The following is a 25587-nucleotide window of genomic DNA, read 5'->3' as shown; positions in this document are numbered from 1 at the left end:
CTAGCTTCGGCCCATGCCGCGTCGCAGAACCCTCAGCAGTGCCCTCGCCCTGACTGCTCTCACGGTCTCGGCGGTGTCCTTCGCGCATCCCGCACAGGCGGACGACATACCGAAGGCGCCAGGGCACCGGCTCGTCGACCAGTACTCGGGCAAGCCCGCCGACGCCCGCCCCCTGCCGGGCGAACAGCCGCCCCAGCATCCGTACCTGGCCGCCAACGGCCGCAGCGGGATGCACGCGGACGCGGCGGGCAGCGGCACCTACCCCTGGAACGGGCCCCTGGGGAAGAAGCCGAAGGTGAGCAGCGAGAAGATGGCCGCCATCGGCGGTGAGTGCGCCACCGTCACCTTCGACAAGGCCGGCCGCATCGTCACCGTCTGCGGCACGTTCACCGGCTTCCTGGTCAAGCTGCTCGACCCGGACACGATGGAGACACTCGCCGAGTACAAGCTGCCGCAGCGCCCCTCGACCGTCGAGGCCATCACGCGCCTGGACTTCTCTAAGATCTTCAAGGACACCTCGGGCGGCGCCTACTCGTATCTCGACGACGAGGACCGACTCGTCCTGGCCGACTCCCGGCAGCACATCGTCCGGCTCGCGCACGAGCAGGTCGCGGACGGCAGCTGGCGGTTCGTCGTCGACAAGGACTGGGATCTGACGGCGCACGTCCCGCACGACTGCGTGACCTGGTCAAATCTCTACCCGAGTGGCGAATGTGACCCGGTCACCTCCGTGATGCCCGACTGGGAGGGCCGCATCTGGTGGGTGACCCGGCAGGGGCGCGTCGGCACCGTCGACCCCAGGTCCGGCGACATCCGCTCCATCCGTCTCGGGGGCGAGGAGATCCAGAACTCGTTCTCCGTTGCCGAGGACGGCGTGTCGATCGTCTCCGACCACGCCCTCTACAGCTTCCGTGCCGACAAGGACGGCACCCCGAAGGCCGTCTGGCGCCAGACCTACGACCGGGGGACGGGCACCAAGCCCGGCTCGGTGAACCAGGGTTCCGGCACCACGCCCGACCTCTTCGGACAGGGCGAGAACGACTACGTGGCGATCACCGACAACGCCGACGACCGCATGAACGTCCTCGTCTACCGCAGAGGCGACGACGTCGCCGACGACAAGCGCCTCGTCTGCAAGGTCCCCGTCTTCCGCTCCGGCGCGTCCACCACCGACAACTCGCTGATCAGCTGGGGCAACAGCCTCGTCGTCGAGAACAACTACGGCTACGAGAACATCACCTCCCTCACCTTCGGCCGCAGCGTCGTCGGCGGCGTCAGCAGGATCGACGTCCGCGCGGACGGCAGCGGCTGCGACACGGTGTGGGAGAGCGACGTCCGCGCCCCGTCGAACGTGCCCAAACTGTCCACCGCCTCCGGCCTGTTGTACTTCTACACGAAGGAGCCGAACAGCCTCGGCATCGATGCCTGGTACCTGACGGCCGTCGACTTCCGCACCGGCGAGACCAAGTGGAAGCGCCTCGCCGGTACGGGCGTCGCGTACGACAACAACTGGGCGCCGGTGACCCTGGGCCCGGACGGCACGGCGTACGTGGGCGTGTTCAACGGCCTGGTGGCGGTGCGTGACACCGAGTGAGTCAGCTCCCGGAGAACACGCCGATCCCGTTCGGTACCGGGCGTTCCATTCCGCCGCTGGGGTGATTGCGCACGGTGACGGAATCGGCGCCCGGGGCCTTGGCGACCAGGGTGGCGGCCGAGACCAGGGTGGAGGAGCCGCCGCCGTCCAGGCTGAAGCCGTCCCGCGCGCCCAACCCCCGCAGGGTGTCGGCGACTTCGGCGATGGTCAGCCCCGTACGGAACTCGGGCCCGCCGTCGAGGGACATGAGCAGGAGGCGCTTGCCGTTGTCGGAGATCCCGGCGGCCGTGCGGACGGCCGAGGTGACGGAGTCGAGGCCGGGCAGCGGGGCGCCGCCGCGCAGGACGGGGTAGCCGCCGAGCGCGAAGCGGAACGGGGTGCGTGACGCGGCCGCCACCAGGCGGTGGCTCACGTCCACCCGGTCGCCGACGGAGAGCTTGCGCAACTGCTGTGCGCCCGCCTCGCGGCCGACGAGGACCGTGGTGCCGTGGGCTACCGGTCCGCTGCCGGGCGTGCCCGCGCTCTCCACGACGCGGCCGCGGCGCACCATCACCTCATGGGTGTCCGTGCTGCAGGGGGCGCCGCGGCTCGTGTCGGTGCCGCAGGTGGAGCGCACCCGCGAGGTGCTGCCCCAGTCGCTGGTGAACGCGCCGACGGAACCCACGGGGAGGGCATATTGGTTGAGCCCGCCGAGGGGCAGCCGGGTCTTGCCGGTGCGCACTTCGCCGTCCAGGCGGAGATTGTCCATGCGGGCCCGGCGGTCGGTGCCCACGCCGAGCACGGCTTCGGTGGTCACACCCGGGGGCATCGCGGGCCCGAAGCGCTGACCGTTCGGCACCGCCGCCTTGAGGGCACGGCCGCGTGCGACCGCGGGGCCGACCGGCGCGCCGGTGGCCTCGACACCCGGATGCTGGGTCTCGGAGATGTTGAAGAAGTCGCCGTTGATCCCGCCGACCGCCCCCGCTCCGTCCGCGAGCGCGGAGACGACGGAGCGGGCACCAACCGCACCCGGGTAGAGCAGTCCGACAGTCGTGCGCGGATCGTCGAGGTCGACCTCGAGCACGTGCGCGCGGGCCGTGCCGTGCGAGGCCGGGATGTCGAACTGCCAGTACTCCACGCCCGGCGCGATCCGCGACCGGGCCATCTCGTCGTTGGCCGGCACGCCGCTGGCCGGTGCCGCTCCCATCAGAGCCGCACCGGCCAGTGTGCCGAATGCCGTGAGTACCGAGAGCGCCGCTCTCGCCGTTCTGAACCGTCCCAAGACGTGTGTACGCCGTGTTGACACCCATGACCCCCTGAAGTCTCCCTGGCCGACCGACCGCCTCAGTCTGAGGGCCAGTCAGAAAGTGCACCAGGGGGCAGCGCCGGATGGGTGCCTGGCCGGTGGCTAGGTGCCGACCAATCGGGAACGGATGAGGAAACGTACGCCTTCCGGGGCTTCCAGGGAGAAGCCGCTGCCACGGCCCGGGACCATGTCCACGATCAGCCGGGTGTGGCTCCACACGTCGTACTGACTCGTCGACATCCAGAAGCCGACCGGTTCCGCCACGCCTTCCACGTCAAGCGATGCCAGGCGCACATCGGAGTTGCCGGTCTTGAACTCGCCCTCCGGATAGCACATGGGGGCGCTGCCGTCGCAGCAGCCGCCGGACTGATGGAACATCAGAGGGCCGTGGGCCTCCCGCAGCCGCCGCACCAGATCGGCGGCGGCAGGGGTCAGCTCCACGCGCGGGGTATCGGTCATGGGCAGCCGCTCCTTGGTCACCGGGACGCCGTCGTGGCGGTGACCCAGTCAACTCCGGGCAAGGTTGCGAGGACGTTGCAGCGTTGCAGCCGATGGGGTGACCCCGGCCCACGGTGCGTCAGGCGAGCACCGCCCGGACGGCCTTGCCGCGTCGGCCGCTGCCGACGACCTCGAGACGTGCCGCTAGGTGACGCACCATCGCGAGGCCGCGTCCGCTCTCCCGTTCGGCGCTCGGCTTGAGCTCGCGCGGGCCGACGGGGCTCGCGTCGTGGACCTCGACCGTCACGTGGTCGTCGGAGACCTCCAGGCGCAGGCGGCAGGAGCTGTGGCCGTGCTGCGTGGCGTTGGTGACGAGTTCGGACACGATCAGCGTGGCATCGTCCACGCGCTCGGCGTCCACCTCCGTCAGGTTCCTACGGGGCCTGGTGAGGAACGCGGAGGTCAGCCTCCGCGCCCGTCCGGCCGATGCGGCCTCCTGCGGCAGTGCGTACTCAACCCGGGCGACGTGCCGATGGGCGCGCGTGTGCGCACGCATGGCAACTCACTTCCCTCCCCTGGGACAACCGGCTTGCTCGCGAAGACATCCGCTCACCGGGGCCACGGCATGTCTTGCGCGGCCGATCCTGTCCCACGGTGATGCCCGCCCCTGCTGATCGCCAACCAGACTTCTGCCAAGCGATCGCCGCGCGTCGCGGGAGCTTGCCGAGACGGCAGGGGGAGAGACGAACGTGTTCGTGTCGAACGTGCTCGTAACGAACATGTTCGTTATGCTGGTCGTATGACATCTCATTCCGACGCCCCGCGCGGCCGCCGCGAGCGCCCGGCGAAACCGGCCCTGACACGCGCCGGGATCGTGGCCGCCGCGGTGGAGATCATGCGCGCCGAAGGCCTGGGGAAGGTGACCATGCGCCGGCTCGCCCAGGAGCTCGACACCGGGCCCGCATCGCTGTACGTCTACGTCCGCAACACCGCCGAGCTGCACGCGGCGGTCCTGGACGAGCTCCTCGGCGCGGTCGATGCGCCGCCGGACGAGGGCGACTGGCGTGAGCGCCTGGAGAAGGTGCTCACCTCGTACACCTCCGTGCTCTTCCGCCACCGCGGTCTCGCCAAGGCCGCGCTGGTGGCCCGGCCCAGCGGCGAGCACTACCTGCGGCTCATCGAGACGCTGCTCGCCCTGCTCGACGAGGGTGGGGTCCCGCCCGCGCAGGCGGCCTGGGGTATCGACCTGCTGTTGCAGCACGCCACCGCGACCGCCGCCGAGCACGCACCGGGCGAGCGGGCCGACGGCGCCCAGGACGAGTGGGACGCGCTCTCCGGAGCCCTGCGGGACGCCCCCGAGCAGACGTATCCGCACGTCGCCGGGCTCGCCACCGAGCTTCTGTCCGGTCAGCCGGAGGCCCGCCTCTCCTGGGGCTTCCGCACGTTGATCAACGGCATCCTGCACACGCCACTCCCGGCCGACGGCCCCGCAGCCGAGGGCTGACGCGCCCCCCCCGAGAACACAGAGCCGACATCCCCCACCAGCACGCCAAGGAGCACCGCCATGACCACACACCACCCCATCGCCATCATCGGCGCGGGCCTCGGCGGGCTCACCCTCGCCCGAGTCCTGCACGTCAACGGCATCGCCGCCGCCCTGTACGACCTGGAGGCCTCACCTGCCGCCCGTGGGCCAGGGCGGCATGCTCGACATCCATGAGGAGTCCGGCCAGGCCGCCCTGCGCGCCGCCGATCTGTACGAGGAGTTCCGCGCGCTCGTCCACCCCGGAGGCGAGGCCATGCGCGTCCTCGACCAGGACGCCGTGGTCCGCATGGAGGAGGCGGACGACGGTGACGGCGGCCGACCCGAGGTCGAACGCGGCCAGTTGCGCGACCTGTTGCTCGGGTCGCTGCCCGACGGTGCCGTGCGCTGGGGCTCGAAGGTCACCGGGGCGCGTCCGCTCGGTGGCGGTCGCCACGAGGTGAGCCTCGCCGACGGCTCCACCTTCACCACCGACCTGCTGATCGGCGCCGACGGAGCCTGGTCCCGGATCCGCCCCCTGGTCTCGGACGCTTCTCCCGTCTACTCCGGCCTCTCCTTCGTCGAGGCGGACCTCCTCGACGCCGACACCCGCCACCCAGGCAGTGCCGCGGTCGTGGGCGGCGGCATGTTCTTCGCGCTCGGCAAGGGCAAGGGTTTCCTCGCCCACCGCGAGCCCGACGGCAGCCTGCACGTCTACACCGCGCTCGAGGCACCGGAGGACTGGATCTCCACCATCGACTTCGCACCCGGCCGGACCGGCCTCGCCAAGGCCGCCGTACTGGAGCATTTCGCCGGCTGGGACAAGAGCCTGCAGGCGCTGATCGCCGACGCGGACGGCGCCTTGATCCCCCGCCGGATCCACGCCCTGCCGATCGGTCACCGCTGGGACCGTGTCCCGGGCGTCACGCTGCTCGGAGACGCGGCCCACCTCATGTCCCCCTTCGCGGGGGAGGGCGCCAACCTCGCCATGCTCGACGGGGCCGAGCTCGCCACCGCCGTCGCCGCGCATCCCGGCGCCACCGAGAGGGCGCTCGCTGCCTACGAAGCGGCGCTGTTCCCGCGCAGCGAGAACGCCGCCGCCGAGTCCGCCGACAGCCTCGTCCGCTGCTTCCGGGACGACGCGCCGCAGGGCCTGCTCGACATGTTCGCCGGCAACTAGTCGCCCCCGCCGAGGAGATCGGCGGCGAGGAAGGGGCCGATCAGGTCGAGCAGGGCCTCGGGGCGGTCCAGCGGGATGATGTGACCGCAGTCCTCGATGAGGTGGCCGGTCAGGTCGTCGGCGAGGGGACGTACCTGCCGTTCGAGGGCCGCTCCCACGGGGTGGGAGCCGATCGTCATCGTCGGCATGGTGAGCCGGGCGTGCGCGGCGGCGTCCTGGATCTGCCGCCCGCTGGTGGGCATGGCCCGGTAGTGGGAGAACGCGCGGCGCAGGGCGCCGGGCCCGCCGTAGGCGCCGTGGAAGGCGTCCCGGATGCGGTCCGGTACACCGCGGCCGTGCGTGCCGGCGTCCAGGAACCAGTCGATGTACTCGGCCTCGTGCCCGGCCAGGACGCGCTCGGCGAGGTCCGGAACCGCGTGGAAACCGAACCACCACGGAGCGCCCCCGGCGAGGAAGTCCTCCGCGCCAGGCAGGGGCCCCAGGAGCGCCTCCATGACGACGAGCCTGCGTACGAGGTCGGGCCGTCGCAGGGCGAGCAGGAAGGCGGGCGGCGTCCCCACGTCGATGCCGACGACTGCCGCGCTCCGCTCCCCGAGCGCGTCGAGGAGCGCTTCGGCGTCGGTGGCGAGGTTGTCCGCGTCGTAGCCGCCGTCCGCCCGCGTGGCGCCGAGGCCGCGCAGGTCCGGGGCGATGACGCGGTGCCGCAGGGCGAGCCGGGGCATGACCTCGCCCCAGAGCTGCCGGGTGTGGGGGAAGCCGTGGAGCAGCAGGACCGCGGGTCCTGTGCCCGCGATCGCCACGTGGGACGTGATGCCGTTGGCGGTGATCTGCCGCAGGGAGATGCCGGGGGCGGCGGGCTCGGCTTCGGCTCGTGGTCCGGCTTCCGCTTCGACTGGGGGAAGACGCATGGTGATCGCTCCGATGTGGTTACCATTGGTGACCACATGAGGCTAGGTAACCCCTGCTGCCCTGCCAAGAACGCACTTTCCCGACAGGTGGTGAGCCCGAGGTGACTACCCCTCCCGATGTGGGGCAGCGCGGTGATCTCTTCGCCCCCGACTGCCCGACCCGCCGCCTCCTCGACCGCATCGGTACGAAGTGGACGTCCATGGCGGTCAAGGTCCTCGCGGAAGCCGAGCCGGACGAGGTCCGCTTCGCCGAGCTGCGTCGTCGTATGCCGGGCGTCTCGCAGAAGATGCTGTCGACGACCTTGCAGGGCATGGCGCGTGACGGCCTGGTCGCCCGCCGGGTGGAGCCGACGGTGCCGCCGCGCGTGCACTACCGGCTGACCACCCTGGGCCTGTCCCTGGAGGGACCGCTCGCCGCGGTCAGGGCGTGGGCCGAGGAGCACATGGCGGAGGTCGACCGTGCCAATGAACGCAGCGCGGCGGCAGCCGAAGGCTTCGACGGCGACTAGTCGGTGACGACGGCTGACGACGGCTGACGACAACCAGGCGGTGACGACGACTAGGGGATGCGGGCCACCGCCGCGTAGATCCCGCTGCCCTCGGCGTCCGGGCGCGCGGTGTCCTTGAACCACTCCGGGGCCGTCACCAGGCCCGGCTCGACGAGGTCGAGCCCGTCGAAGAACCGGCTGACCTCGCTGCCGGTGCGGAAGCCGAGCTGGATGCCGCCCTTGGCGTACTCCGCGGTGACCTGCGCGGACAGCTCCGGGAAGATGTCGGACGAGGCGTGCGAGAGCACCAGGTGGCTGCCGGACGGCAGGGCGCCGACCAGCGTCTCCACGATGCCGTACGGGTCCTGGTCGTCGGGCAGGAAGTGCATGAGCGCGATGAGGGAGAGTGCGATCGGGCGCTCGAAGTCGAGCAGGCCGCGGGCGTGGTCGAGGATCTCCCGCGGAGCGCGGACGTCCGCCTGGATGTAGTCGGTCATTCCCTCGGGGCGGCTGACCAGCAGGGCCTCCGCGTGGCGCAGCACGATGGGGTCGTTGTCGGTGTAGACGACCCGCGCCGACGGCACGATCTCCTGGACGATCTGGTGCAGGTTCGGCGCGGTGGGGATGCCGGTGCCGATGTCGAGGAACTGGTCCACGCCCTGGGTGGCGAGCCAGGCGGTCGCGCGGTTCATGAACGCGCGGTTCTGCCGTGCGGCGTCCTTAGCCTCGGGCGGCAGCTTCTCGCCCACGGCCTCGTCGACGGGGTAGTTGTCCTTGCCGCCGAGCAGCCAGTCGTACACGCGCGCGGGATGCGGGTGGCTGGTGTCGATCGTCGGCTTGGGCGCACCTGCGGTCATGACGTACTCCGTTGCTGCGAGACGCTGGTCGCCGCAGTCTGTCACAGCAACATCAGCTCGGGCATGGGGTGTTGAGGAATCGAACGACGCAGGTCGGGGGCGGACAGCGGGCTGCGGTCGCACCGTCACGACCGGTAGAGATCGGTCAGGAGTGCGACCGCGGCGTGCGTCATCGGGTGCGGGTCGTGGCGGCGCCAGACGAGGTGGACGGCGATGGGATCCGCGTCGCGCAGCGGGCGGAAGACGATGCCGTCGCGGCGGTACTGGTTGGCAGTGCTCTCCGGGGTGAGGCCGACGCAGCGACCCGACGCGATGATGGCCAGCCAGTCGTCGATGTCCTGGGTGTACTCCACCGGGGGGCGGGCCTCTTCGGGCCACAACTCGGCGGTGGTGGTGCCGGTGCGCCGGTCGATGAGGAGCGTCCGCTCCCTTATCTCGGCCAGCGGGACGGAGCGCCGTCTGGCCCACGGGTCGTCGCTCGCCAAGGCGCAGAAGCGGCGCTCGTGACCGACGACGGCGCCGGCGAAACGGGACTCGTCGAAGGTGGTGCGGACGACGGAGAGGTCGCACAGGCCCTCGGCGAGGCCGCCGGTCGCGGAGTTCGTGCGGATCAAGTACAGCTCGACGTCGGGATGTCCCGCGGCCCAGCGGCGCTGGAACTCCGCCGTGTGGCGGCCCATCGCCGACCAGGCGTGGCCGATGCGCAGCCGCGTGTGTCCGGTGGTCGCCTCGCGGATGAGGTCATCGGCCTCCGCGAGCAGATGCCTGGCCCGTGCGAGCACCTGCACTCCCGCGGTCGTGGGCGTGATGCTCCGGCTGGTGCGGTGCAGGAGGCGGACGCCGAGCACTTCCTCGAGCCCGGCGAGGGTGCGCGAGACCGCCGCTTGGGAGACACCCAATTCGGCGGCGGCATCGGTGAAGCCGCCCGTGTCGACGATGGCGACCAGACAGCGCAGATGCCGCAGTTCCAGATCCATGACCACAGCGTAAGGACAATCGGAGCGGATGGATAACCAGAGCGTATAGATGAACCCTCGCATGCATTTTTCGTATGCGCGTGGGTGGCGCATTCTGCGGTGCATGCGAACGTCCCAGAGCGAAGCCCCGACCGTCGTGACCCCGGGGGGCCCGGCGGAGAGTCCACGGGGTCGTCTGCCGGGCATGGCGATGATGGTCGGCAGCGGCCTGTCCAACCAAGTCGGCGCGGCAACGGGCGCCTTGGCGTTCGGCGTCATCGGTCCTGCCGGTGTCGTGGCCGTGCGGCAATGGGTCGCCGGAGCCGTGCTCCTCGCGGTGGGCAGGCCCAAGGTGCGGGCCTTCACCTGGCGCCAGTGGTGGCCGCTGCTGTGCCTGGCGGCGGTCTTCGCCACCATGAACCTCTCCCTCTACACCGCGATCGACCGGGTGGGCCTCGGCCTCGCGGTGACCCTGGAGTTCCTCGGCCCGCTGGCGGTCGCGCTCGCCGCGTCCCGCCGTGCGGTGGACCTCGGTTGCGCGGTCGTGGCGGGGGCCGCGGTGGTCGCCCTGGCCCGCCCGCAACCCAGCACGGACTACGTCGGCATCGCGCTCGGCCTGCTCGCCGCGGCCTGCTGGGCCTCGTACATCCTGCTCAACCGCACGGTCGGAGCCCGCCTTCCTGGCATCGAGGGGTCGGCCGCCGCCGCGGGCATCTCCGGGTTCCTCTATCTGCCGGTCGGCATCGCGGTGCTGGTCCACCACCCGCCGACGGCAACCGCTCTGGCCTGCGCGGCCACCGCGGGCATCCTCTCCTCCGCGGTTCCGTTCCTCGCCGACCTGCTCGCGCTGCGCCGGGTCGACGCCCGCTTCTTCGGGATCTTCATGAGCGTCAACCCGGTCCTCGCGGCGCTGGTGGGCATGGTCGTCCTGGGGCAGACCCTGGGCTGGGTGGAGTGGCTTGCCATCGCGGCGATCGTGACGGCGAACGGGGTCAGCGTTCTGAGGAGGTGACCCTGAGGTGATTCCTGAGCCGATTCCCGCGTGATTCCCGAGGTGGCGCTGCGGATGTAGCTGAGCTTAAGGAAAGTTCAAAACTGTTTGCTTGTCCTTTCAGGTCGGTGACGGCATCGTTCACAGGCATCGGCCCGAAGGCATCGGCCCGAAGACATCGGCCTGAGCGAGGAGAGCATCCGTGAACGGCGTCCCCGGAAGAACCTGGGCAGCGGCAAGGGTGGGCGTACTCGCCCTCCTGTGGGGATCGACCTTCCTCTGGATCAAACTGGCCCTGGAGGGCCTGTCTCCCGTGCAGGTCACCCTCCTGCGCTGCGCACTCGGCGCGGCCACCCTGACGGTCCTGCTCTTCGGTACGCGCAACCGTCTGCCCGGCGGCCTCGCGACGTGGAAGCACATCTTCGTCGCCGCCTTCTTCTGCAACGCCCTGCCGTTCGGCCTCTTCAGCGTCGGCCAGCAGACCGTCGACTCCGGGGTGGCGGGCGCGCTGAACGCGACGACCCCGTTGTGGTCGGTCCTGATCGGCCTCGCCATCGGCACGGAGCGCGGGCTGCGCCCCGTCCGCCTCGCCGGACTCCTGCTCGGTTTCGCGGGCACGTCGCTGATCTTCGCCCCGTGGCAGCAGTCAGGGCTGACGAGTTGGGGTGCCCTCGCGATCGTGGGAGCGGCGGCGAGCTACGCCGTCGGGTTCGCGTACATGGGGCATCACCTCGTCGGAAAGGGCATGCCCACCCTGTCCCTCTCCGCGGCCCAGCTCATGGCGGCGACGGGCCTGACGGCGCTGGCCCTGCCGGTCGGCGGCCTGGAGACGATCCACGTCGATCACACGGCCCTGATCGCCGTGGTCATCCTGGGGATCTTCGCCACCGGCATCACCTTCCACCTGACCTACCGGATCATCGCGGACGAGGGCGCGACCAACGCGGCGACCGTCGGGTATCTGCTGCCGGTGGTCTCCGTGGCGCTGGGTGCCCTCGTGCTTGACGAGGCCTTCAGTTTCCGGGTGGCAGCGGGGATGGCGGTCGTACTCGTCGGGGTGGGCATGACGCGCCGGCGGAAGCGGAATCCGGATCCGGTGGACGTTGAAGGCCATGACCGAATCCCGCCAGCGCACGCGAGCGCGACACCTCACAGTTGGACGTAGAAGGGAAGCAAGGAGAGGTAATCAGAGACAGGAAAGAGGGAGGTCACGATGACCGTGCACACGACCGTCACCAGCCCGCTCGGCGACCTGCTGCTGGTGGGAGAGCCGACGCAGAACGGCGTCACGCTGACGTCGCTGTCCATGCCCGGACAGAAGAACGCCCCCGCCGTACACAGAGGTTGGGACCGCGACCCCAGCCGTTTCGCGGAGATCGCCCGTCAGCTCGACGCCTACTTCGCCGGCCAACTCGCCGCGTTCGACGTCGAGTTCACCCCGAGCGGCACGGAATTCCAGCAGCGTGTCTGGAGCGCCCTAAAGGACATCCCGTACGGCACCACGACGACCTACGGCGAACTCGCCGGTCGCATCGGCGTGGAGCGCGGGCGGATCCAGGCCCTGGGGGCCGCGATCGGCGCGAACCCGCTGCTGCTGGTACGCCCGTGTCACCGCGTGATCGGCGCGGACGGCTCCATGCGCGGATACGCGGGCGGCGTCGAGCGCAAGGTGCGACTCCTCACCCACGAGGGCGCCCTGCAACCCGCCCTCATCTGACCCGCACGACCACGAAGGACCCCTCGCCATGACCGACACCACTCATGCGGCGGACACCCGCGTCGGCGAACGCGTCGCCTCCGGGGACTGGGACGCCCTGACCGCCGAGCTCGACGAGCACGGCCACGCCCTCACCGGTCAGCTCCTGACCCCCGACGTCTGCCGCGACGTCGCCGCCCTGTACGACGACAACGACCGCTTCCGCGCTACCATCGACATGGCCCGATACCGCTTCGGATCCGGCCAGTACCGCTACTTCACCCACGAACTCCCGGATGTCGTAAGGGAGTTGCGCGAGGCTCTCTATCCCCGGCTGTTGCCCGTGGCCCGCGACTGGGCCGCGAAGCTCGGGAAGCCCGCCCCCTGGCCCGACAGCCTGGGGGAGTGGGTGGAGATGTGCCACGCGGCCGGGCAGGCCAAGTCCGCGCAGATCCTGCTCCGTTACGGGCCCGGCGACTGGAACGCCCTGCACCGAGACGTCTTCGGAGAGATGCTCTTCCCGCTCCAGGTCGTGATCGGTCTCGACGTCCCGGGAACCGACTTCACCGGCGGCGAGTTCATCATGACCGAGCAGCGCCCCCGCGCCCAGTCGCGCGGATCGTCCACCACTCTGCCGCAGGGCCACGGGCTGGTCTTCACGACCCGTGACCGGCCCGTGGCCTCCAAGCGTGGCTGGTCGACCGGGCCGATGCGGCACGGTGTGAGCACCGTCCGCTCCGGACGGCGGCGAACCCTCGGTCTGGTCTTCCACGACGCGACGTGAGCGCCGCCCCGGCCGGGCGCCCGGACCCGCGTACGTACACGCTGTGCGGCCCGGACGGAGCGCCGTACCGCAGCGGCACGCCGGGCACTCTGGGCGGCCACCGTCGTGGACGGCTGTACGGCCGCCTCGACTGCCCGTCCGCGCTGCGGGCCCTCGCCCGCGGCCGCTACGCCACCCACCGGGTGTTCTTCCCTGACGAGGCCACCGCGATCGCGGCCGGATACCGTCCCTGTGCGGTCTGCCTGCCCGCTCAGTACGCTCGCTGGAAAGCAGACCCAGAAAGCACCGGCACACCATGAGCATCCTGAAGGAGCGGGAGTCCTCCCGCTCGCCCCTGATCGGCGCCGCCGAGCTCGCCGCCCACGCGGACCTGCCCGCGCCCGCCCCGCACACCGAGGACGAACTCACCGCCCTCATCAGCCTGTTGACGCGTCCGAAAGCACGGATCGAGACCGTCACCATCGGCCACAGCCGCGACCCGGCCTCCCGAGCCGCCGCCCAAGCCTTCGCCGCCGCCTGGACCGCCCGCGGCGGCACGATCCTCACCACGGTGAGCTGGCCCGAGACCGCCGCGTCCTGGCTGCGCCCCGCGCAGCGGCTCACCGCGGAGCTCCCGGACGCCTGGGTGATGGCCGCGGCGCCGCTCGGGCTCGCCCAGTTGGCCCGCCGCCTGCGCCACTCCACCGACTGGGACCCGGCCCGCACCTACGCCTTCGCATCGCTGCAGGACTCCCGTGTCGCCGCACTCGCGGGGGACGACGTCCTCCACGGCCTGCGCGGAGTCACCGCCGACGGCGCCACCTGGGACGTACGCCACCGCTGGGTCACCACCCACCCGCCCACGGAGGTGACCTCATGGGCGCCCTGATCCCCCGTCCCACCACGGAGATCGCTCCCGGCGCGGTACACGTGCCGCAGTGGCTCACGCCGGAGCAGCAGCGCGAACTCGTCACGGCGTGCCGCGCCTGGGCCACCGGGCCGGTGCCGATCCGCCACACCGAACTGCCGCGCGGCGGGGTCATGTCCGTGCAGACGGTGTGCGTCGGCTGGCACTGGCAGCCGTACCGGTACACCCGCACCGCCGGAGACGTGAACGGCCGGCGGGTCGCCGCGTTCCCGGACTGGATGGTCGATCTTGGCCGCCGGGCGCTGACGGCGGCGTACGGCGACGCGTCGGCCGCGGCCGACTACACGCCCGACACGGCGCTGATCAACTTCTATGACGGGCAGGCCAAGATGGGCATGCACCAGGACAAGGACGAGCGGTCGCCGGACCCCGTGGTCTCGCTGTCCATCGGCGACACCTGCGTCTTCCGCGTGGGCAACACCGAGACCCGCACCAAGCCCTACACCGACATCGAACTGGCCTCCGGTGACCTGTTCGTCTTCGGCGGCCCCTCGCGCTACATCTTCCACGGCGTGCCCAAGGTCCACGAGGGCACCGCGAACCCCGCCACCGGCCTGGCCTCGGGCCGCCTGAACATCACGATGCGGGTCACCGGCCTCACCGGGTGACCCCGGCGGCTACTCGAACCGCGAGGTGTCGCCCGCCCCGCGGCGCACGATCTCGGCCTCGCCGCCGGAGAAGTCGATGACCGTGGTCGGGCTCGTGCCGCAGTCGCCCGAGTCGACCACCGCGTCCACCACGTGGTCGAGGCGCTCCTTGATCTCCCAGCCCTGCGTCAGCGGCTCCTCCTCGTCGGGCAGGAGCAGCGTGCTGGAGAGCAGCGGCTCACCGAGCTCGGTGAGCAGGGCCTGCGTGACGACGTGGTCGGGGATGCGGACTCCGACGGTCTTCTTCTTCGGGTGCAGGAGCTGGCGCGGCACCTCCTTCGTCGCGGGGAGGATGAAGGTGTAGCTGCCCGGCGTCGCGGCCTTGATCGCACGGAACACGTCGTTGTCGATGTGCACGAACTGACCCAGCTGCGCGAAGTTCTCGCACACCAAGGTGAAGTGGTGGCGATCGTCGAGGTTCCGGATCTTCCGGATCCTGTCGAGTCCGTCGCGGTTGCCCAGCTGGCATCCCAGCGCGAAACAGGAGTCCGTCGGATACGCGACGAGCGCCCCGGAACGGATGCTGTCGGCCACGGTGCTGATGCTGCGCGGCTGGGGGTTGTCGGGGTGCACGTCAAAATACTTCGCCATCCGCCGAGCGTACGTGATCGCGTCGGCGGACCCCGGCTTCTCACCGGGCACAGCCGCCCCTGCGGGCTAGTCGTCGTCGACGACGGTGATCAGCGCGAGCGTGATGTTGTCGGGGCCGCCGGCCTCGATGGCCGCCCTCCACAGTTCGAAGACCGCACGGCCGGCGTCGTGGGCCGCGAGGATGTCGTCGAGGGTGTCCTCGGGCACGGGGTCGGTCAGGCCGTCGGTGCACACCAAGAAGCGTTCACCCCCGAGCAGCGGCGACGTGCTGACGTGCGGCGTGACCGCGCTGAACCGGAGCGCGCCGCCGAGCGCCTGCGTGACGACCGACGTGGTGCGCCGGCCCGGGGCGAGCGGCGGGCTGTCGTCGACGCTCACCTGGCGCAGCGTCCCGCCCGCGCCGCCGCGGCTCACGTCGAGCACTTTGCTGTCACCGACGTTGAAGACGAGCAGTTCCTTCCCGAGGACCACGACACCGGCGACCGTGGTCCCCATCGTGGTGAGCTCCGGGTCGCGCTCGGCGGCCGCGTACACGGCGTGATTGCAGGCGTTGAGCGCGTCACGAACGGCCTGCTCGCTGGCCAGCGACGGCCCGACGGACGCCAGCTGCCGCGCGACGAGGCCACTGGCCACCTCGCCGCCCGGCTGGCCGCCGATGCCGTCGGCGACCGCGACGACGAGGGGGTTGCCGAGCGGGAACCCCAGGGTCTGCGGGTTCTCGGTCATGGTCCCGCACAGCGTCCACGGTCCGACGGCCAGACTGTCCTCGTTGTGATCGCGTACGAGTCCGGGGTGGCTCAGCGCGGTGACTGTTATGTAGGGCATCCCTGTCCCGCCTCTCCGCAACGGCAGGCGTGCTCCGCACCACCATTGTCACGCCGGGAGCCGCCCTCGGCTCAGTGGCGGACCGTGGCCGCCCCCTGCCCGCGGGTGACCGCGCGTGCCATGGTGAGGGCTCGGCTGGTCCGGACCAGCATTCGGTCGTGGTGAGGGGCTCACGCATGCGCGGCACGACGGTCCTGCCCGGCGAGGGCAACAGCGGATTACCGGGTGAGGGCGGACAGGAACTGCCGACGCATCGCCTGGAAGTGCCCATGCCCAACGCGCTGCCCTTCGCCATCGGCACCTTCGACACCATCGGGCCGATGTCACGCGCGTCGTTCCCGCACCGGCACACCTTCCACGAGATCGTTCACGTCACCGGAGGCACCGGCCGCCATGTCGTCGACCTGAACCGCTTCGCGCTGCGGCCGCCGAACCTGTGCTTCATCGCCCCCGGCCAGGTCCACCACTGGGAGAACGTCACCGGCCTGGAGGGGCGGGTCATTCTCTTCACCGACGACTTCCTCCTGGACCACCCCGCGGACCGCCACGCCCTGCGGGGGCTCGGTCGGCGCTCCTGGCTCGAACTGCCGGGCGAGGCGGCCGAGCGGACCGCACGCCTGGTCGCCGAGATGGACGGCGAGTACCGGGCGGGCGCCGATGGATTCCAGAGCGTGCTGCGGGCCCTGCTGCACGTCCTGGTGGTGCGGGCGGCGCGGCTGCCCGCACAGGACGCGGCGGCGGCCCCGCCCGCGCCGCGCTCGCGGCCCGGCTCGGTCGCCGCACGGTTCCTGACCCTGCTCGGCACCCCGGAGGGAGCCCTGCGGTCCGTGCGCGCGTGCGCGCAGCAGCTTGGAGTCTCCGTGAGCTACCTCAGCGAGGCGGTGAAGGCCTCCACCGGCCGCACGCCCGGCGAACTGATCCGGCAGGCCCGGGTGCACGAGGCCAAACGGCTCCTGCTGCGTACGGAGTTGTCGGTCCGTCAGATAGCGGGCCGGGTCGGCTTCGGGGACCCGGCCTACTTCTGTCGCTTCTTCCGCCGCGAGACCGGCGCCAGCCCCGGGGACTTCCGGCGCGGCGACGGCGATATTCACCACGACCACCGGCTTGAGTCCATCGCCCGCGCCCGGCCCTCCGCATAGCTTCGGAGCCGATCCGGAACCCACCTCACCCCCCTCAGGAGGAGCGATGGAGCGCGAGACCGGCACGACCGGAGACGGCATACGCGACGACGGCGGACATGGAGGCGAGTCGAGTCCCCCGGAGGCGCACCGGGGCGGCGGCCCCAGCCGCAAGACCGTCCTGCGAGCGGCCGCCGCGGTGGGCATCTCCCTGCCCGTGGCCCTCATGGGGGTCCCGGCGCTGGCCCGGACCGCGGGCGAGCGAGGTGTGGCACCCGAGGCGACCCCGGCCTGCGACGACGGCGACGACCCGACACCCCCGCAGATGGAGGGGCCCTACTTCAAACCCAACTCGCCCCGGCGCACCTCGCTCCTCCAGCCCGGGACGCCGGGCGTACGGCTCACCGTCACCGGCTACGTCTTCGGACGAGCCTGCAAACCGATACCCCGGGTCCTGATGGACTTCTGGCAGGCCGACACCTACGGGACGTACGACAACACGGGATTCCGCTTCCGGGGGCACCAATTCACCGACGCGGGCGGCGCGTTCAGGCTCACCACGATCGTGCCCGGCCTCTACCCGGGCCGCACCCGGCACCTGCACGTCAAGGTGCAGGCCCCCGGACACCCGGTCCTGACGACCCAGCTGTACTTCCCCGGTGAGCCGCGCAACGACACGGACCCGATCTTCGACGCCCGGCTGCTCATGAACGTACGCACCGTCGGAAACGCGAAGGAGGCGGACTTCGACTTCGTCCTGAACGTGCCGCAGCCCTCCTGACCCCGTAACCGAGGAAGGGGACAAGGGGCGCCGTACAACCTTTGGTGACCGTGGAGAGTCAAGTGATCGGCCGGTATGAACCAGCGGTGAACACCGCAGGGCGGCCGTCCAACTGGCCACTGAACCAAGGGACCTCGTATGTCGCGCGCCCATCGCTCAGCCCGTCGCACCCTGCCCCTGATCGCAGCCTCCCTGCTCGTGGGCGGCGGCCTCTCGGCCCTGGCCCTCGGGCAGGGCAGCGCCCAGGCGGCCGCGAAGGCGACCGACGACTTGAACGGCGACGGATACGCCGACCTCGTCGTCGGCGCCCCGGGCGGCACCGTCTCCGGCAAGGCCAAGGCCGGGTACGTGGTGGTGACGTACGGCTCCAAGGACGGTCTCGACCCTGCCAAGAAGAAGATCATCAGCCGCTCCACGAGCGGTGTGCCCGGTGCGGCCACCGCCAAGCAGCAGTTCGGCAAGACGTTCACCAAGGGCGACGTGGACCACGACGGCCACACGGACCTGGTCATCGGCTCCGGCGACACGATCACCGGCGGCGGTGCGGTGATCCTGTGGGGTTCCGACTCCGGCCCGACCGGCGGCACCAAGATCGACACCTTCGGATTCTCGCCCCAGGCCGGTGACTTCGACGGTGACGGCACGACCGACCTCGCCCTGTTCTCCGGGGCGGGGTCGTACGGCGACGACCCGGTCAGCCAGCAGGCCCGCCTGTGGAAGGGGCCCATCGCGCGCACCGGCACTCCGGCCGCCACCCTCGACTTCATGGACAAGTCGGAGTGGTGGAGCTACGACAGCGACCAGCGCCCCGACCCCGCCTGCGGCGAGAAGCCCGAGACCTGCGTCGACGGGCCCCGGTCCGTGAAGGGCCCGGTGGGCCCGCAGGCCGTCGGCGACCTCAATGGTGACGGCCGCGCCGACATCGCTGTCAACGACTACGAAGGCGACGGCGTGTGGGCCAACGCCATCCTGTACGGCAGCCCCACCGGCTTCACGCGCGGCGCCGCACCGGGCAGCCGCGGGGCCCTGGGCGTCGGCGACATCAACGGCGACCACTTCGACGACCTGGTGGTGGGCAACGGCAACGACGAGACCAAGGCCGTGGTGGGCTACGGCTCGGCGAGCGGGATCAAGGGCGACGTCCAGAAGTTCGACCAGGACCTGCCCGGCGTCCCCGGTGCCGAGGAGGACGGTGACGGCTTCGGCAGCTCCGTCTCCGTCGGCGACGTGACGGGCGACGGGTACGCCGACATCGCGCTCGGCGTCATCGGCGAGGACGTCCGCACGGTCGCCGACGCGGGCGCCGTCGTCCTCGTGCACGGCAGCGCGAACGGCGTGACCGGCACCGGCGCCCAGGCCTTCCACCAGGACACCGCGGGCGTCCCCGGAGTCGCCGAGGAGGACGACCGGTTCGGCGCGGCCGTGGCCCTGCTCGACGTCACCGGTGACGGCCACGGCGACCTCGCGGCGTCCTCCGCCCTGGAGAACGCGAAGGCGGGTGCGCTGTGGTCGCTGCGCGGCACCTCCACCGGCCCGACCGCCACGAACTCCGTGGCCTTCGGCCCCAAGGACGTGGCGGCGCCGGACGTCGCGGCGCTCTTCGGCAGCGCTCTGCGCTAGGAGCCGGGGCTCGCCCGGTCCTCCTCAGTCGCCACCACCCCCGCCTCCGCCGCCTCCACAGCCGGAGTCCGAGTGGCCGGAGCTCGTGTCGTGGTCCAGGGCGTTGCCCATGCGGATCATGGCCCGGCCGAGGCCCGACGGGATCAACTGCCCCGCCGTGACGGCGCGTCGGACCGTCCCCTGCGGGAGGACCTCCGCGCCGCCGAACACGTACGCGGGGAGGCTCCCGTCCTGTTCGGCCGTCTGGAGCCGCTGCCTGCCTGCCCGGGTCAGTTGGTGGCGGGCCCCGGTCACCAAGCCCCACTCGGCGAGCCGGTCACCGATCTGCTCCATCTCCGGGGACTCCCGCAACTCCGCGCACACGGAGGCCGTGGCGCGGCTGCGCGGGCAAGCCGTGATCAGGGCGCGCTCGATCGGGTGCTCGGGCAGCTCCCCGCCCACGGCGCTCATCCGTGAGGCCCTGAGCCTGAGCCGCCCGCCCTCGGTCAGCGCGATCACCGCGCACTCCACGACCCGCCGCGGCCCGCCCGCCAGATACGCCACGTCGTACACGCCAAGGGCCGGTCCGGGTCCCGCCGTTGTCGTGGCCCGCCTGAAGTAACTCCGCATGCCCCCACCCCCTTCGGACAGCCCGTCTTTCGGCTGTGGTGCCCGATGCCGGGAGCGCACATCCCCACAACCCGTCGCTTCAGAGCAAGACTTGAGGGTTCCGTCCCCACCCGCCTCACTTGACAGCAGCCGCCCCGCGGCGATCGCCTGGAGCCTTGCCGCGCGGCGACGCGGTGGGCCACGGAACCGGGGTACGGGGCACAGGGGGAGAGGCGGGCCATGTTGCGGGTGTACTTCACGGCCGAGGACCTGGCGCGGGTGCGGGTCGCCTCGGGGCCGGACTTCCTCTGGGAGATCGGCAACAGCGTACAGACGCTGCAACGGCGGGACGGGGCGAGGGTGTTCGGGGACTGGCGCCGTTGGGCGAGGCCCCGCCTGTCGGGAAGTTGTCGTCTCCTGTCGCCCCTCCTGCCACCGCACGGCTGCTCCCCGGACTTCCTCACCCCCACCCACGGCGGAGGCGAGACGCTCCAAGCGGCGGTCGACACCCTCGTGCGCACCCCGCTTCCGCGGCTGCGAACCGATCTGACGCGGGTGGCCGCATCCCGTCGTCTGCCGGGCTGGACGGAGTCGCTGGCGCGCGGTGACGGCGCCGCTCTACGGGAGTTGGGCAACGCCCTGCACACCTACCACCTGGAGGCGCTGGCACCCTTCTGGCCGCGCGTCCACGCCCAGATCGACGCCGACCGCATCGTCCGCCTGCACACTCTCCTCGACGGCGGGACCGACGGGCTGCTCGCGGGCCTGGGGCCGCAACTGCGTTGGCATCCTCCCGTGTTGGAGGTCGACTATCCCGTGGATCAGGAACTGCGGCTCGACGGCCGGGGGATCACCCTGCAGCCCTCGTTCTTCTGCTGGCCCACTCCCGTCACGCTCGCCGACGGTGAACTGCCCCCTGTCCTGGTGTATCCCATCGACCATGCGACCGACTGGACCCACCCCACAGCCCCCGACCGTCCGGACGACGGCGCGCTGGGGCCGCTCATCGGGCACACCCGCGCCGCTGTCCTCAAGTCGTCGTGCACCGGCGCGTCCACGGTCGAGCTCGCCCGTCTCCTGGCGGTCACCCACCCGGCCATCAGCCAGCACGTCAAGGTGTTGCGTGCGGCCGGCCTCGTGACCACGGTCCGCCGGGCGGGACGGTCGCTCCATGTCACCACCGCGGAAGGGCGTGCGCTGCTGCGCAGCTGCGAGGCGTAAGTCTGGGCTTTCATCGATTGCTTCTGGCATGGGCATGCAAGGAAGCTGGCCGGGCTGTTGCCCACGCATCCCCCCACCGCGTTGCGTCCCGACTCCCCGCGCTGCGCGCGCCGTTCAACGCGCGTCCACCTGAGTACTTCCGCGTTCGGCGTGAAGGGACGCATCGACGATCCGATGAAGGAGTGGCGTTGCGCACTACTACTCGTACCCTCACCCGCCGCGCGGCCGTGGCCGCCTCGCTCGCCGTGATCGGCACCCTGTGCGCCGTGCCCGGCGGCGCCCATGCCTCCACGCCCCCCACGGCGTCCGAGGCATCCTCCGGACACGGCCTGAAGTGGTTCCAGGAGCGGCACGGCCTGCCCAGGACCGGCTCGGTCGACGGCGCGACCGCCAGAGCCCTGCAGCAGGCACCCGACGCGGAACTGCGCCGGACCTTCCGGAGCGCGGCCGACCTCGGACCCGAGGAACTCGCCAACGCACGCACCGTCATCGGTGTCGGCAAAGGCGCGCAGATTCCCGAACAGGGCCTGGTCATCGCGCTGATGACGGCCATGCAGGAGTCGAAGTTCGTCAACTACCTGACGCCCGTGGACCACGACTCCCTGGGGATCTTCCAGCAGCGCCCGAGCACCGGCTGGGGCACTCCGGAACAGATCACCGACGTCGCCACCTCGTCCAAGTCCTTCTACGGAGTGGCCCCCTTCGGCACCAACCCCGGACTGATCCAGATCGACGGCTGGCAGACGATGCCCCCGGGCGACGTCTGCCAGGCCGTCCAGGTCTCGGCCTACCCCGACCGCTACGCCCAGTGGGAACAGTTCGCCCGCGACCTGCTCGCCCAGGAAGGGCCCTCGGTTCCGCCGATCCCCTGACCCCACCGCCAGGCCTCGCGTCTCGTACGCCCCTGCACGCTTCACCCCTCACACCAGGAGCCCGTATGCGCAAGAGACTTGTCACCACGGCGATCGCCGTGTCCGCCGTCGCCGCCCTCGTCACCCCGGCCGCCGCCCAGGGGGAGCCCCCGCACCCGCAGAGCGTGTCGGTGCTCGGCCACGGCTCGAAGGCCGGGACCGCGATCGTCAGCGGACAGAACGAGCCCGGCACCCGACTGCGCGTCGGCGGCGCGCGGACCGCGAGCGCGCACACGCTCCCCGTCGACTACCAGGTCCAGGAGACCGGTTACTGGTGCGGCCCCGCCGCCACCCGTATCGCCCTGTCCGCGCGGATCGCCCCGCCGAGCCAAGGCGCCCTGGCCGCGCAGCTCGGCACGACCGAGGCGGGCACCGACCACATCAGCCAGGTGACCGGCGTGCTCAACGCCAACCTCGGCACGGGCTGGTACGAGACCAAGGAGATGCCGAACGACCCGCCCACCCAGGCCCAGAAGGACCTGCTGTGGAACGACATCGTCCTGGACATCGAAAACAACTACCCACTGGTGACCAACATCGTGGCCCCGCCCGGCAATCAGCCGCCCGGCTACCCCTCGGACCAGACGATCTACCACTACTTCACGGTCATCGGCTACGACGACGCGAACCGCACGGTCCTCATCGCCGACCCCGCGTCCTTCGGCGGCAACCAGATCTACTGGCTCTCCTTCGACCAGCTCGCCACCCTGATCCCGCCGAAGGGGTACGCCGCCTGAGCGTCGGGCAGTGAGCGACGCGGCCGGCGAGTGAGTCGAGACCGTGGGCGGCGCACGGCACGTGCGCCGCCCACGGTCCGTTCCGCCGCCGTCGGGGGGCACCGGCGGCAGCCTCAGCGGCACCGACTCCGCTGAGGCCGAACAGGAAGCAGCGTCCGGGCGCTCCTGCCGACCTCATGCCATGACGGTCACGACGAGCTACCCCATGCTTCTGCTTGGACCGGGCGCGTGGATGCACCGGCACCCGGAATCTCTCAGCGGTCGTCCCGCACGCCCTCCAGACGGAGGCGCAGACTGCGGATGCCGCGCCGCGCATGACTCAAGTCGGGTCGGTAGCCCGTCCTGCCGCGCCATGCGGCGAGGAACACCTGCCGCGTGACGTCCTCCGCCTCACGGCTGTCGCCGGGCGCGCGCTGGGCCAGGGCGTGCACACCGTGCTGAGGCTCTCTTCGTCCCCGCCGAGGGTGTGTGGCACCCATGTGCTCATCGAGGCTCCGTCAGCTCATCGAGGTGATCGCAATCGCCGTACGACCGAACGGAAACGGGCAGTCGCGCCGTGACCGCCGCCGCGATCCGGTCATCCTGGGAACAGCCGCTCGCGCACGGCAACTCGTCCCCCTGGCCCGGCACATCGCCGACACGCGCTGGGGCGTGCGCGGCGCCCGCGGGCGTCCCGTCGTCATGCTGGGCGGGCCCGGGTGGGCGGGTCCCGCGGTGCGCGGCGCGCTGCGGCCCACCACCTGCGGGAGGCGCTGAACCAGATCGGCGGGGTGCGCGGGGAGAGCACCTCCGAGCGGCGCGGATGACCCTCGCCGTCAGCCGGTCGGCGTCAACGGCGCGCGCAGAGCGCTGCGTTCGTCGTGCCACGCGGCCAGGAGCCGCGAGCCGAGGCGGTCCTCCAGGAAGCCCGTGGCCTCGATGCCGAAGACCACGTCGGACTCCAGGCCGGGTTCGCTCGCCAGGAGACCGCCGATGACGTCGCGGCGCACGACCTGTTCATGAACGGCGTCGGCCTCCACGTGCTCGTCGTAGAACCGCTCGGCCGCCGGCCCGGCGCCGCTTCTGCGCATCGCCTTGGCCAGGCGCCGCGAGCCCGGCGACGAGGTCACCTCGACGGCGGCGAAGTGCCCGACCAGAGCGCCGCGCAGCGCCCGGTGCAGGCCGAGCAGGGACATCAGGTTGACCGTCGCGAGCGCCTCGCCCGGAGCGGCGTCGAGGTAGTACCCGTACGCCGTTTCCAGTGCGAGGTCCGCCATGAGGTCGGCGAACAGCCGGGCATGGATGTCCTCGGCGCGCCCGGCCCCGAACTCGTCGAACTCGACGGCCACCATGGCCGCCTTGGCCCGCCCGTGCAGCCGGGGAATGACCCAGGCGTGCGGGTCGGCCTCCTTGAGGTGGTAGAGCGAGCGCGCCGCCGCGTACTCCCGCAGCTGCCACAGTTCGCCGTCGCGCTGGAGGTGGTGGCTGACACTGGCGGGGTCATGTCCGACGGGCTCCACCAGGAGGCCCGCCAGGGCGCGTTCGGCGCTGTCCGTGGAGCGGCAGTTGGCGCGCAGGGCGCTCAGGAACCGCCCTTCCAGCGCGCGGCGCAGTGCAAGCAGCTCGGGGTCCCATTCGAGGTCCTCGCGGACGCCGTCGAAGCCTTGGTAGTGCAGCTCGTAGAGCGTGTAGAGGGCGAGGTGGAGGTCGTCGCCGTACGGGTCGGCGTCGTGGGTGTCCAGGGGGATGGGGCCAGAACTCCCCCCGGCGCGCAAGGTGTTGATCACGAGGCGGGACAGGACGCCGCGGGGATCGGGCAGGGCGGGGGCGGTGTGGCGTGACTCCTGTGGGCGGGCGTCGGGGGAGTGGGCCTCGTTCTCAGCGGTCATCGTCTGCTTCCTCCCCAGCGGTGTTCTTCTCGGCGGCGGAGCCGACGCGGCGGCGGTGACTGGTGTCGCACCACGGGTACGTCCGGCTGCGGCGGCAGGTGCAGATCGCGGCGGTGAAGCGCCGGGATGCGATGACCTCGCCGTCGTCCCCGACCACTTCGACAGGCCCCTCGACGAGCAGCGGGCCCTCGGGGTCGATCGTGACCCGGCGGGGCCGCTCGTCCCGCGCGGTCGGCACGGGGTCAGGCGCGGTCGGCTCGGCGTCAGGTGCGTTCGGCACGGATGACCACCAGTTCTTCCTTGTCTTCCTTGTCTTCGTCGTTTCCGTCGTCTTCGTCGCCCAGCAGCCCCTGCCTGCGCAGGAAGGCCCGGCGCGAGCGCAGGACGGGCCCGAACGGAATGAGGGCGCGGTCGGTGACCGTCGCCTCCAGGCCGGCCTTCGACAGACGGCTCAGCGTGGCATCGGTGTCGCACAGCGCCGAGTGGACCATCAGCAACACGCCTCCGGGGCGCAGCGCTTGGGGAGCCGCGTCACAGATCCGGTCGACCACCGCGCGGCCGTCCCGCCCCGCGTCCCAGGAACGCGCCGCGCCGCGCCGCGGCAGCCGGCCGACGGGTGAGGGCACGTACGGGGGATTGCTCGCCACGATGTCGTAGGACCGGCCGGGTACGGCGGCCGTGAGGTCGCCCCGCAGGACGGTGACGCGCTGCCGCGCCACCCTCGCGTTGAGGCGGGCGGTCAGGACGGCACGCCAGGCGATGTCCACGGCCGTCACCCGGGCACCGAGCCGCGCCGCGTGGACGGCCAGCGCGCCGCTGCCGGTGCCGAGGTCCAGGAGGTCCGTGCCAGGACCGATGTCCTCGCGGCGCAGTGCGTGGGCGAGGAGGCCCGTGTCCTCCTGCGGTGCGTAGACCCCGAGGAGAGTCATCAGGCGTTCCGGGGCCGCTGCTGCGACCATCACGTACCTCCGGTGGTCGTGGGCGTCGCGGACCGCGGTCCGCTCCTGCGCCCACTTACCAGCCTCCGTCGCTCCGGCACGGGCCACCACTCGGGTGGTGACGCACAGTGACGCT

28 protein-coding genes and 3 pseudogenes are annotated in these 25587 nt (G+C 71.5%); 18 read left to right on the top strand and 13 right to left on the bottom strand.

All coding sequences use genetic code 11. From position 1 onward, the window contains the following. The first annotated feature begins 13 nt into the window (after positions 1–13). Positions 14–1594, top strand: a complete 1581-nt coding sequence (locus tag AC5P1C_RS11620; protein WP_493865662.1) for a hypothetical protein — start codon at positions 14–16, stop codon at positions 1592–1594. Position 1595: 1 nt separating this feature from the next. Here the strand turns inward: AC5P1C_RS11620 and AC5P1C_RS11615 are convergent, their stop codons facing one another. From AC5P1C_RS11615 to AC5P1C_RS11605, 3 genes are all read right to left on the bottom strand, one after another. Then, entirely contained in the window at positions 1596–2780 is a 1185-nt protein-coding gene (locus tag AC5P1C_RS11615) for a phosphodiester glycosidase family protein (protein WP_493865661.1), read from the bottom strand. 201 nt (positions 2781–2981) lie between these two features. Beyond that, positions 2982–3338 (bottom strand): DUF779 domain-containing protein, encoded by a 357-nt coding sequence (locus tag AC5P1C_RS11610; RefSeq protein WP_493865660.1) that lies wholly within the window; start codon positions 3336–3338, stop codon positions 2982–2984. A 118-nt stretch (positions 3339–3456) separates the two neighbouring features. Next, entirely contained in the window at positions 3457–3873 is a 417-nt protein-coding gene (locus AC5P1C_RS11605) for an ATP-binding protein (protein ID WP_493865659.1), read from the bottom strand. Positions 3874–4116: 243 nt separating this feature from the next. Here AC5P1C_RS11605 and AC5P1C_RS11600 point away from each other — a divergent pair, with 243 nt between their 5' ends. After that, a complete protein-coding gene (locus tag AC5P1C_RS11600) occupies positions 4117–4821 on the top strand; it encodes a TetR/AcrR family transcriptional regulator (protein ID WP_493865658.1) in 705 nt (234 codons plus the stop codon). Positions 4822–4881: 60 nt separating this feature from the next. Beyond that, positions 4882–6019 (top strand): annotated as a pseudogene (locus AC5P1C_RS11595) (FAD-dependent oxidoreductase). Here the strand turns inward: AC5P1C_RS11595 and AC5P1C_RS11590 are convergent. Next, positions 6016–6927 (bottom strand): alpha/beta fold hydrolase, encoded by a 912-nt coding sequence (locus AC5P1C_RS11590; RefSeq protein ID WP_493865657.1) that lies wholly within the window; start codon positions 6925–6927, stop codon positions 6016–6018. The pseudogene AC5P1C_RS11595 and the gene AC5P1C_RS11590 sit on opposite strands and share 4 nt — an antisense overlap. Positions 6928–7028: 101 nt before the next feature. Between AC5P1C_RS11590 and AC5P1C_RS11585 the strand changes: the two genes are divergently transcribed. Continuing rightward, positions 7029–7436, top strand: coding sequence for a winged helix-turn-helix transcriptional regulator (locus tag AC5P1C_RS11585; RefSeq protein ID WP_493865656.1), 408 nt, complete (start codon positions 7029–7031; stop codon positions 7434–7436). A gap of 50 nt (positions 7437–7486) precedes the next feature. Here AC5P1C_RS11585 and AC5P1C_RS11580 read toward each other — a convergent pair whose 3' ends face one another. After that, positions 7487–8272: an SAM-dependent methyltransferase gene (locus AC5P1C_RS11580; protein ID WP_493865655.1), complete on the bottom strand. Its 786-nt coding sequence runs from the start codon at positions 8270–8272 to the stop codon at positions 7487–7489. Between the two features lie 125 nt (positions 8273–8397). Further along, a complete protein-coding gene (locus tag AC5P1C_RS11575; protein ID WP_493865654.1) occupies positions 8398–9249 on the bottom strand; it encodes a LysR family transcriptional regulator in 852 nt (283 codons plus the stop codon). A gap of 103 nt (positions 9250–9352) precedes the next feature. On the opposite strand from AC5P1C_RS11575, the gene AC5P1C_RS11570 reads away from it, so the two are divergent. The 7 genes from AC5P1C_RS11570 (at position 9353) to AC5P1C_RS11540 (ending at position 14214) form a co-directional block, all read left to right on the top strand. After that, positions 9353–10240 (top strand): EamA family transporter, encoded by an 888-nt coding sequence (locus tag AC5P1C_RS11570; RefSeq protein WP_493865653.1) that lies wholly within the window; start codon positions 9353–9355, stop codon positions 10238–10240. 181 nt (positions 10241–10421) lie between these two features. Further along, positions 10422–11384: a DMT family transporter gene (locus AC5P1C_RS11565; protein WP_493865652.1), complete on the top strand. Its 963-nt coding sequence runs from the start codon at positions 10422–10424 to the stop codon at positions 11382–11384. Between the two features lie 48 nt (positions 11385–11432). After that, entirely contained in the window at positions 11433–11936 is a 504-nt protein-coding gene (locus tag AC5P1C_RS11560) for a methylated-DNA--[protein]-cysteine S-methyltransferase (protein ID WP_493865651.1), read from the top strand. A gap of 28 nt (positions 11937–11964) precedes the next feature. Beyond that, positions 11965–12699 carry a 2OG-Fe(II) oxygenase gene (locus tag AC5P1C_RS11555; RefSeq protein WP_493865650.1) on the top strand — a complete coding sequence of 245 codons (735 nt, stop codon included), beginning with the start codon at positions 11965–11967 and terminating at the stop codon, positions 12697–12699. After that, positions 12696–12998 carry an Ada metal-binding domain-containing protein gene (locus AC5P1C_RS11550; RefSeq protein WP_493865649.1) on the top strand — a complete coding sequence of 101 codons (303 nt, stop codon included), beginning with the start codon at positions 12696–12698 and terminating at the stop codon, positions 12996–12998. Before AC5P1C_RS11555 ends, AC5P1C_RS11550 begins: the two co-directional genes overlap by 4 nt. Next, on the top strand, positions 12995–13567 hold the full coding sequence (locus tag AC5P1C_RS11545) for an ABC transporter substrate-binding protein (protein ID WP_493865648.1): 573 nt from the start codon (positions 12995–12997) through the stop codon (positions 13565–13567). The genes AC5P1C_RS11550 and AC5P1C_RS11545 overlap by 4 nt, the downstream gene beginning before the upstream one ends. Then, a complete protein-coding gene (locus AC5P1C_RS11540; protein ID WP_493865647.1) occupies positions 13555–14214 on the top strand; it encodes an alpha-ketoglutarate-dependent dioxygenase AlkB family protein in 660 nt (219 codons plus the stop codon). Before AC5P1C_RS11545 ends, AC5P1C_RS11540 begins: the two co-directional genes overlap by 13 nt. A 9-nt stretch (positions 14215–14223) precedes the next feature. Here AC5P1C_RS11540 and AC5P1C_RS11535 read toward each other — a convergent pair whose 3' ends face one another. After that, a complete protein-coding gene (locus AC5P1C_RS11535; RefSeq protein WP_493865646.1) occupies positions 14224–14844 on the bottom strand; it encodes an L-threonylcarbamoyladenylate synthase in 621 nt (206 codons plus the stop codon). 66 nt (positions 14845–14910) lie between these two features. Further along, complete coding sequence (locus AC5P1C_RS11530) at positions 14911–15669, bottom strand: PP2C family protein-serine/threonine phosphatase (RefSeq protein ID WP_493865645.1); 759 nt, start codon at positions 15667–15669, stop codon at positions 14911–14913. 176 nt (positions 15670–15845) lie between these two features. Between AC5P1C_RS11530 and AC5P1C_RS11525 the strand changes: the two genes are divergently transcribed. The 3 genes and pseudogenes from AC5P1C_RS11525 to AC5P1C_RS11515 all read left to right on the top strand — a co-directional run bounded on the left by AC5P1C_RS11525 (position 15846) and on the right by AC5P1C_RS11515 (position 19188). Then, a complete protein-coding gene (locus tag AC5P1C_RS11525; RefSeq protein ID WP_493865644.1) occupies positions 15846–16808 on the top strand; it encodes a helix-turn-helix transcriptional regulator in 963 nt (320 codons plus the stop codon). A 46-nt stretch (positions 16809–16854) separates the two neighbouring features. Beyond that, positions 16855–17559, top strand: a pseudogene (locus AC5P1C_RS11520) (dioxygenase family protein); the annotation flags it as partial. Between the two features lie 147 nt (positions 17560–17706). Beyond that, on the top strand, positions 17707–19188 hold the full coding sequence (locus AC5P1C_RS11515; protein WP_493865643.1) for a hypothetical protein: 1482 nt from the start codon (positions 17707–17709) through the stop codon (positions 19186–19188). A 24-nt stretch (positions 19189–19212) separates the two neighbouring features. Here AC5P1C_RS11515 and AC5P1C_RS11510 read toward each other — a convergent pair whose 3' ends face one another. Beyond that, entirely contained in the window at positions 19213–19797 is a 585-nt protein-coding gene (locus tag AC5P1C_RS11510; RefSeq protein ID WP_493865642.1) for a TIGR04222 domain-containing membrane protein, read from the bottom strand. Between the two features lie 219 nt (positions 19798–20016). Here AC5P1C_RS11510 and AC5P1C_RS11505 point away from each other — a divergent pair, with 219 nt between their 5' ends. The 3 genes from AC5P1C_RS11505 (at position 20017) to AC5P1C_RS11495 (ending at position 22645) form a co-directional block, all read left to right on the top strand. After that, the gene (locus AC5P1C_RS11505; RefSeq protein WP_493865641.1) at positions 20017–20997 is read left to right on the top strand and encodes an ArsR/SmtB family transcription factor; all 981 of its coding nucleotides are present in this window, start codon (positions 20017–20019) and stop codon (positions 20995–20997) included. 245 nt (positions 20998–21242) lie between these two features. Continuing rightward, complete coding sequence (locus AC5P1C_RS11500; RefSeq protein WP_493865713.1) at positions 21243–21869, top strand: peptidoglycan-binding protein; 627 nt, start codon at positions 21243–21245, stop codon at positions 21867–21869. Positions 21870–21934: 65 nt separating this feature from the next. Continuing rightward, on the top strand, positions 21935–22645 hold the full coding sequence (locus tag AC5P1C_RS11495) for a C39 family peptidase (protein WP_493865640.1): 711 nt from the start codon (positions 21935–21937) through the stop codon (positions 22643–22645). A gap of 323 nt (positions 22646–22968) precedes the next feature. Here the strand turns inward: AC5P1C_RS11495 and AC5P1C_RS11490 are convergent. Continuing rightward, positions 22969–23076: pseudogene (locus AC5P1C_RS11490) on the bottom strand (siderophore-interacting protein); the annotation flags it as partial. Positions 23077–23122: 46 nt separating this feature from the next. On the opposite strand from AC5P1C_RS11490, the gene AC5P1C_RS11485 reads away from it, so the two are divergent. Then, positions 23123–23401 (top strand): hypothetical protein, encoded by a 279-nt coding sequence (locus AC5P1C_RS11485; protein ID WP_493865639.1) that lies wholly within the window; start codon positions 23123–23125, stop codon positions 23399–23401. A gap of 59 nt (positions 23402–23460) precedes the next feature. On the opposite strand, the gene AC5P1C_RS11480 is transcribed toward AC5P1C_RS11485, so the two are convergent. Genes AC5P1C_RS11480 through AC5P1C_RS11470 form a run of 3 tightly spaced genes read right to left on the bottom strand, consistent with a single transcriptional unit; the run spans position 23461 to position 25472 of the window. Next, positions 23461–24513 carry an iron-containing redox enzyme family protein gene (locus AC5P1C_RS11480; protein ID WP_493865638.1) on the bottom strand — a complete coding sequence of 351 codons (1053 nt, stop codon included), beginning with the start codon at positions 24511–24513 and terminating at the stop codon, positions 23461–23463. Then, entirely contained in the window at positions 24503–24793 is a 291-nt protein-coding gene (locus AC5P1C_RS11475; protein WP_493865637.1) for a CDGSH iron-sulfur domain-containing protein, read from the bottom strand. Before AC5P1C_RS11475 ends, AC5P1C_RS11480 begins: the two co-directional genes overlap by 11 nt. Then, positions 24777–25472, bottom strand: a complete 696-nt coding sequence (locus AC5P1C_RS11470) for a HemK2/MTQ2 family protein methyltransferase (RefSeq protein ID WP_493865712.1) — start codon at positions 25470–25472, stop codon at positions 24777–24779. The genes AC5P1C_RS11475 and AC5P1C_RS11470 overlap by 17 nt, the downstream gene beginning before the upstream one ends. Between the last annotated feature and the right edge of the window lie 115 nt (positions 25473–25587).

The organism is Streptomyces sp. A18 (genome assembly GCF_059026065.1).
The sequence above is the reverse complement of the archived record's forward strand: the minus strand, read 5'-3'. Positions and strand labels throughout refer to the sequence as shown.

What these genes read in the sequence shown, in the direction of transcription:
- AC5P1C_RS11620 (WP_493865662.1), top strand. Translation starts at nt 14, where the DNA reads ATGCCGCGTCGCAGAACCCTCAGCAGTGCCCTCGCCCTGACTGCTCTC.
- AC5P1C_RS11615 (WP_493865661.1), bottom strand. Translation starts at nt 2,780, where the DNA reads ATGGGAGCGGCACCGGCCAGCGGCGTGCCGGCCAACGACGAGATGGCC.
- AC5P1C_RS11610 (WP_493865660.1), bottom strand. Translation starts at nt 3,338, where the DNA reads ATGACCGATACCCCGCGCGTGGAGCTGACCCCTGCCGCCGCCGATCTG.
- AC5P1C_RS11605 (WP_493865659.1), bottom strand. Translation starts at nt 3,873, where the DNA reads ATGCGTGCGCACACGCGCGCCCATCGGCACGTCGCCCGGGTTGAGTAC.
- AC5P1C_RS11600 (WP_493865658.1), top strand. Translation starts at nt 4,117, where the DNA reads ATGACATCTCATTCCGACGCCCCGCGCGGCCGCCGCGAGCGCCCGGCG.
- AC5P1C_RS11590 (WP_493865657.1), bottom strand. Translation starts at nt 6,927, where the DNA reads ATGCGTCTTCCCCCAGTCGAAGCGGAAGCCGGACCACGAGCCGAAGCC.
- AC5P1C_RS11580 (WP_493865655.1), bottom strand. Translation starts at nt 8,272, where the DNA reads ATGACCGCAGGTGCGCCCAAGCCGACGATCGACACCAGCCACCCGCAT.
- AC5P1C_RS11575 (WP_493865654.1), bottom strand. Translation starts at nt 9,249, where the DNA reads ATGGATCTGGAACTGCGGCATCTGCGCTGTCTGGTCGCCATCGTCGAC.
- AC5P1C_RS11570 (WP_493865653.1), top strand. Translation starts at nt 9,353, where the DNA reads ATGCGAACGTCCCAGAGCGAAGCCCCGACCGTCGTGACCCCGGGGGGC.
- AC5P1C_RS11560 (WP_493865651.1), top strand. Translation starts at nt 11,433, where the DNA reads ATGACCGTGCACACGACCGTCACCAGCCCGCTCGGCGACCTGCTGCTG.
- AC5P1C_RS11555 (WP_493865650.1), top strand. Translation starts at nt 11,965, where the DNA reads ATGACCGACACCACTCATGCGGCGGACACCCGCGTCGGCGAACGCGTC.
- AC5P1C_RS11545 (WP_493865648.1), top strand. Translation starts at nt 12,995, where the DNA reads ATGAGCATCCTGAAGGAGCGGGAGTCCTCCCGCTCGCCCCTGATCGGC.
- AC5P1C_RS11540 (WP_493865647.1), top strand. Translation starts at nt 13,555, where the DNA reads ATGGGCGCCCTGATCCCCCGTCCCACCACGGAGATCGCTCCCGGCGCG.
- AC5P1C_RS11535 (WP_493865646.1), bottom strand. Translation starts at nt 14,844, where the DNA reads ATGGCGAAGTATTTTGACGTGCACCCCGACAACCCCCAGCCGCGCAGC.
- AC5P1C_RS11530 (WP_493865645.1), bottom strand. Translation starts at nt 15,669, where the DNA reads ATGCCCTACATAACAGTCACCGCGCTGAGCCACCCCGGACTCGTACGC.
- AC5P1C_RS11525 (WP_493865644.1), top strand. Translation starts at nt 15,846, where the DNA reads ATGCGCGGCACGACGGTCCTGCCCGGCGAGGGCAACAGCGGATTACCG.
- AC5P1C_RS11515 (WP_493865643.1), top strand. Translation starts at nt 17,707, where the DNA reads ATGTCGCGCGCCCATCGCTCAGCCCGTCGCACCCTGCCCCTGATCGCA.
- AC5P1C_RS11510 (WP_493865642.1), bottom strand. Translation starts at nt 19,797, where the DNA reads ATGCGGAGTTACTTCAGGCGGGCCACGACAACGGCGGGACCCGGACCG.
- AC5P1C_RS11505 (WP_493865641.1), top strand. Translation starts at nt 20,017, where the DNA reads ATGTTGCGGGTGTACTTCACGGCCGAGGACCTGGCGCGGGTGCGGGTC.
- AC5P1C_RS11495 (WP_493865640.1), top strand. Translation starts at nt 21,935, where the DNA reads ATGCGCAAGAGACTTGTCACCACGGCGATCGCCGTGTCCGCCGTCGCC.
- AC5P1C_RS11485 (WP_493865639.1), top strand. Translation starts at nt 23,123, where the DNA reads ATGTGCTCATCGAGGCTCCGTCAGCTCATCGAGGTGATCGCAATCGCC.
- AC5P1C_RS11480 (WP_493865638.1), bottom strand. Translation starts at nt 24,513, where the DNA reads ATGACCGCTGAGAACGAGGCCCACTCCCCCGACGCCCGCCCACAGGAG.
- AC5P1C_RS11470 (WP_493865712.1), bottom strand. Translation starts at nt 25,472, where the DNA reads ATGGTCGCAGCAGCGGCCCCGGAACGCCTGATGACTCTCCTCGGGGTC.